A 2,641-nucleotide genomic window follows, 5' to 3' on the forward strand; every position below is an offset into this window, starting at 1 on the left:
TGGAGCTCAGCCCGGCGCAGCGTCGCGTGAGCGTGGAGGGTGGGGAAGCCTTCTTCGAGGTCGCCAAGGACGCAAGCCGGCCCTTTGTCGTCAGTGCCGCCGGGACGGAGGTGACCGCCACGGGGACTGCCTTCCTCGTGCGGCTGATGCCTTCACATGCTGGCGGGCGCGAAGCCCTCGACGTGACTCTGGTCGAAGGGCAGGTTGTCGTGCAGGGCAGTGACAGCAAAGCCTCCAACCAGCCGATCGTGATGGCCGCTGGAGACAGAGTCCGCGTCGGCCGCGGCCAGGAGGGCAGAACCGCCTCGGGCACCTCCGCTGCCGCACCCGAGCGCGATCGGCCTCGCCTGGACCAGGTGCTGGCCTGGCAGCGTGGGGAGGCGATCTTCGACAACGTGCCGCTTCGGGAGGCGCTGGCGGAGATGAGCCGCTACAGCTCAACACCGATCACGGTGGACCCTCGCGTGGGAGATCTACGAGTGAGTGGGGTGTTCAAGACGGGGGATAGCGTGGGTTTTGTTCAGGCCGTGGCCGCGTTGCACGGATTGGCCGTGCACAAGCGCTCCCAGGCTTGGGAGCTGACGGTCAAGTAGCCAGACGGCACGGCTGCGACGGTCGGGCGCAAGTACGTCTGCCGGGGCATGACGCATCTCGCCGAACGTCGGTGCCCGGCGTCCATCAGAGTCAATGTGTCGAGGGCCGATGGTCTATCCATGCCTCGATCTCGATCAGACGCCAGGCCATATGCTGTATGTGCTATCGCTGCAGTTGGCTTGACGCCCTCTCACCACGGGTGGGGACGCTTCTTGTCTGTCTGGCTATAGCAAATAAGGCATCTACTGCTTGCTGGTGACATGGTGCGCTGCCCAAATTTCTAGCGCGCCTCATCCATGGGCGCTACATCGTGGGCCCCTAGCCAGAAGAAGTGGCGGTGCGCAATCGGGGCTGTGTCGGCTTGGTGGAGCAGTTCCAAAAGACGGTGGTTCAGTTCGCCGCCCAGAACCCCTCGTGGACGAAGGCCCAACTGTGCGACCGGTTGCGCAGGGGCATCACGCAAGAACAGCATCGATGGGACTTGAGCTCCGACAAGGCTGAATGGGTTTAGGCGGAGCTGGCTCGCCGTGAGGGCAGGAACTTGAGCGGCTCGCAGCCCACCGCTCTGTAGTCGGGCGTCGCGTCTGCCGAAGCCAAGGTGCGATTCCTCGCACGTGTGGGAACTCTGGCCTGAGGGGCCGACAGGCCCGCGGTTCGCGGTGTACCGGGCTGTCTGGGTGTCGCCTACTGCAAGGGGGATGTCCCGGCGAATGTCGGATCGGCCTCTATGCAGTGCCCTGCACAAGGGCGGTCGAGAAACCTGAATGAATGCCTAACCACATCTCAGAGCGTTTTTCCACGTTGGTTCGCGGTCTTCACCATGTCCAGCGCCTTGGCTCGAACTTTTGGTGACAGGGCATTGAACGCAATCAGTAGCTCCGCGACTTGATCGTCCGAGGCGTAGAAGTAGGCGGCCGGCACGCCGAGCACGGAACCTATGCGTTCCATCAGTTCGAGATCCGGAACACGGGTGCCGGTCTCGTAACGATTCATTCGCGTGCTTGCTGACTCCGGTTCAAGTCCAGCCTCCAAGCCAAGCCCCTCCTGAGACAGGCCTGCGCGCAATCGCGCTTCCTTCAACCGCCTCCCTATTACCGACATGCGCAGCTCGCTGAAAAGCGAGCATCGTTACGTTTAGTACTTCTCAAAATACTACCGAATTGGTAGTATTCCAGTGGGCGTGACTAAATGCGCGGAGGCATCAGTTGACGAACTCCTTTGCCGCGACGGGCTCTTGGCAGTTGAGGCCGCTTTGCTGGCACTACGTCGGGGTGCATATCGAAGAGCTGTCTGTCGAAGTCCAGGTGGCCTATGGAACTTCCTGCGAGTCAACGGTCGCTTGGGCGATGGGCATGCTGGCGGACGGCGATTGGGAAGTGTTAGGTGCCTGGCCTAGGCATGCTGTCAGTGCAACGTTCTGGCGTGGCGTCAAGGAGGACTTCGACTCCCGGGGCGTCGACAAGATCTCGCTAGTGTGTGCGTTGGATCTAGATGCTCCCAAGCTGTGCGGGTCGGTCAAGGTGCTGCCTCCGTTTACTCGGATCCTTGGCTGTGGCTACGTGCCAGCTGCCTCCAACGCTGATGTGCTCCGCGCTGAAGCTCGTCGTGTAGTCCGTGGAGCCGCGAGCGTTCGTGCTGCACGCGTCGCTTTGGAACGCCTCCTCGCGCAGGAGGGCGCGTGTAGGGCGGCCGTGTTGGCGACGGATTTCCACGAGGCGTTGGAGTTGTTTCGGCCGTTCTATGCGCTGGGCACTCACTACCGTGCCTTGGTGCGTACAGGTGATGAGCATCTGGAGCTGCTCGGGCGCAGCTTGCAGCGAGCCGTTCGCCGGCATGGGAGGTTCCCCGATCTGGCTGCGGCCACTTCGTTCGTAGCCGATACGCTGGCCCGCCATGAGCGCCGCCTAAGGGATCGCGATCTCTCTGACTTCGAGCGGCCATTGCGTTGTACTGACTTCCCGATGGCGCGGCAAAGCGGAAGGGTTCGTGGGCGCCGAGGTTCGTTGGACGGGCGCTCACCATGAACTCGAACTTGCACTCCGCCTTC

General features: G+C 62.5%; 3 protein-coding genes. 2 read left to right on the forward strand and 1 reads right to left on the reverse strand.

Annotated elements, in window-relative coordinates; translation table 11 throughout:
• Positions 1–593, forward strand: a 593-nt coding sequence (locus ACIQ67_RS20565; RefSeq protein ID WP_397536233.1) for a FecR family protein, incomplete at its 5' end; no start/stop codon positions are given.
• Positions 594–1,377: 784 nt separating this feature from the next.
• Here the strand turns inward: ACIQ67_RS20565 and ACIQ67_RS20570 are convergent.
• The gene (locus ACIQ67_RS20570; protein WP_397536234.1) at positions 1,378–1,695 is read right to left on the reverse strand and encodes a helix-turn-helix domain-containing protein; all 318 of its coding nucleotides are present in this window, start codon (positions 1,693–1,695) and stop codon (positions 1,378–1,380) included.
• Between the two features lie 140 nt (positions 1,696–1,835).
• Between ACIQ67_RS20570 and ACIQ67_RS20575 the strand changes: the two genes are divergently transcribed.
• Positions 1,836–2,618 (forward strand): transposase, encoded by a 783-nt coding sequence (locus tag ACIQ67_RS20575; protein ID WP_397536235.1) that lies wholly within the window; start codon positions 1,836–1,838, stop codon positions 2,616–2,618.
• Positions 2,619–2,641 lie beyond the last annotated feature (23 nt).

Source organism: Roseateles sp. (assembly GCF_044373315.1).
Lineage (GTDB): Bacteria > Pseudomonadota > Gammaproteobacteria > Burkholderiales > Burkholderiaceae_C > JACDQM01.

Coding starts and splice junctions, on each gene's coding strand:
- ACIQ67_RS20570 (WP_397536234.1), bottom strand. CDS start 1,695: ATGTCGGTAATAGGGAGGCGGTTGAAGGAAGCGCGATTGCGCGCAGGC.